General features: G+C 56.7%; 1 protein-coding gene and 1 pseudogene. Both read left to right on the top strand.

Annotated elements, in window-relative coordinates:
- Window positions 1–475 precede the first annotated feature (475 nt).
- On the top strand, window positions 476–1,861 hold the full coding sequence (locus ACR0L4_RS23515) for an IS1182 family transposase (RefSeq protein WP_170437437.1): 1,386 nt from the start codon (window positions 476–478) through the stop codon (window positions 1,859–1,861).
- Window positions 1,862–2,177: 316 nt separating this feature from the next.
- Window positions 2,178–2,300: pseudogene (locus ACR0L4_RS23510) on the top strand (DUF1403 family protein); the annotation flags it as partial.

The following is a 2,300-nucleotide window of genomic DNA, read 5'->3' as shown; positions in this document are numbered from 1 at the left end:
TGTTGGAGGATATTCACATCCGGGGGATGGGCGACAAAGCTCGGAAGTCGCACATTCGGGCGATCAAGGATTTCGCGAAGTTTCTGGCTCATTCGCCGGACACATTGATAAGGCCGCTTAGCGTTTTGATTATGTCGCGCTTGCCTGACCGTTAGCCGCGCACTGCAATGTATCTAGTGTTTTGGTCGCCCAATCTGTCAAAGGGGCTTGAGACGGAAACTCTGAGCCTTCCGTTTCCTGTGCATGAAAGCCTCCAGGCCAAACACCCTTACCGGTTCAAGGTCCGAAACGAGATAAGGTCGCGACCGCAAGTCTCGCGCTTTATCGGGTGGCTCAAGGACGAGGCCGCAAAAACTGAAACAGACATTCGTGCCAGGTGCAGCATCGGTTAAGTTGGGCTTATTTCGTTGAAAAACTCTTGGTTGATTGAGTGGTAAGTCGCTGATTCAATTCGTCCTGTAGGGAGGAATTGGCGATGATGGGACCGAGGCAGGAAGCGCAGGCGGCGTTGTTCTACGAGTTCTCGCTGGAAGATCATGTCCCGCAAGATCACCTGCTGCGCTCGATTGATCGGTTCGTCGATCTTGGCAGCATCCGGTCGCATCTGGCGGAGTTCTACAGCCATACTGGACGCCCCTCGGTTGACCCCGAGTTGCTTATCCGAATGCTACTCGTGGGCTACTGCTTCGGGATCCGGTCCGAGCGGCGGCTTTGTGAAGAGGTTCATCTGAACCTAGCCTATCGGTGGTTCTGTCGGCTCGATCTGAACGACCGTGTGCCGGATCATTCCACATTCTCGAAGAACCGGCATGGGCGGTTCCGCGAAAGCGAACTGCTGCGCTACCTGTTCGAGATGACCGTGGCACACAGCATTGAGGAAGGCCTCGTCAGCGGTCAGCGTATGGCCATCGATGCAAGCTTGATCGAAGCCGATGCCAACAAGCAGAACTCAACGCCGAAGGAAGAGTGGGACGCCTCAACCGTTGATCCGACCGACGCGCCCCGCGCCGTCCGCGAGTATCTCGACACGCTGGACGAGGCTGCGTTCGGCGCTGCCAGCGAGGTTCAGCCCAAGTTCACATCGCATTCCGATCCGGCGAGCCAATGGACCGCAGCCCGCAAAGGCCCTGCATTCTTTAGCTATTCCGACAACTACCTGATCGATACAGATCACGGAGTTATCATCGACGTCGAAGCCACCAGATCAATCCGTCAGGCTGAGGTCGGATCGACCAAGACCATGTTGAACCGAGTAAAGGAACGGTTCGATCTGCATCCGGAGAGACTAATCGCGGACACCGCCTATGGCACCGGCCCACTTCTGGGCTGGCTGGTTGATCGCAAGATTGCGCCGCATATCCCGGTGTTCGACAAGTCCGGTCGCAATGACGGCACCTGGACCCGCGCCGACTTCGAATGGGATGCTGAGAATGACCAATACATCTGTCCCGAAGGTCACGCCCTCAAGCAGTTCCGCCGCAACTACTCAGACCCCAACCGCGGTCCGACGGGCAAGGGCACCGCTCGCTATCGCGCTCTGAAAGAGGTCTGTCAGGTCTGCCCATCGAAAACCAAGTGCTGCCCCAACGCGGATGCCCGCAAGATCAGCCGCGAAGAAACAGAAGACGCCCGCCAGGTGGCTCGAGACATTGCCAAGACCCGCCAGTACGACATCTCAATGAAGCTCAGAAAGAAGGTGGAAATGCTCTTCGCCCACCTCAAACGCATTCTCGGCCTGGGTCGGCTCCGATTACGTGGCCCATGCGGCGCAAACGACGAATTCCTCCTCGCCGCCACCGCCCAGAACCTCCGCAAACTGGCCAAGATCTTTCCCGCACCGCAGCAAACACGTAAAGCCTGATCAGAAAGGCACTCGCGCTCGGTTCAGCACACCACTTTCTGCGTCCGCAACACGTTGTTTTTCCACAGAATCGGCGGAAAGCAGAAATTCGCCGCAAGTGCAGCATTTCCATTTGCAACCCGGAATAGCGGACGTTCAATTTATAGTTTCCAACGCTCCGGGAAACGGCGGTAGATCCGTCGAAAATCGGCGATGCGTGAAGGTTCGAAAACTGTCCGATAATGCAAACTTATTGGACATAGCTGAGAGCCGCAGAGTGGGGCGGTTTGTACACTATATAGTAGGCAAAAGCGCCGCTGTGAGATAGTCTTGTGGCATGACCTATGCCCGCCAGAGCTTCAGCGACGACCACCAGAGCCTACCCCGGATGCCGTCCTGGGTCACCTCGGCGCAGGCAGAAACCCCTGAAGATGTGGCGTTTTTGTCGGGTGCATCACTG

It is taken from the genome of Ruegeria sp. AB5, assembly GCF_056542645.1.
This window is presented reverse-complemented; position numbering and strand designations above follow the sequence as displayed.

Bases quoted from the DNA above. Each gene is read 5' to 3' on its own strand.
- ACR0L4_RS23515 (WP_170437437.1), top strand. From the start codon at position 476: ATGATGGGACCGAGGCAGGAAGCGCAGGCGGCGTTGTTCTACGAGTTC.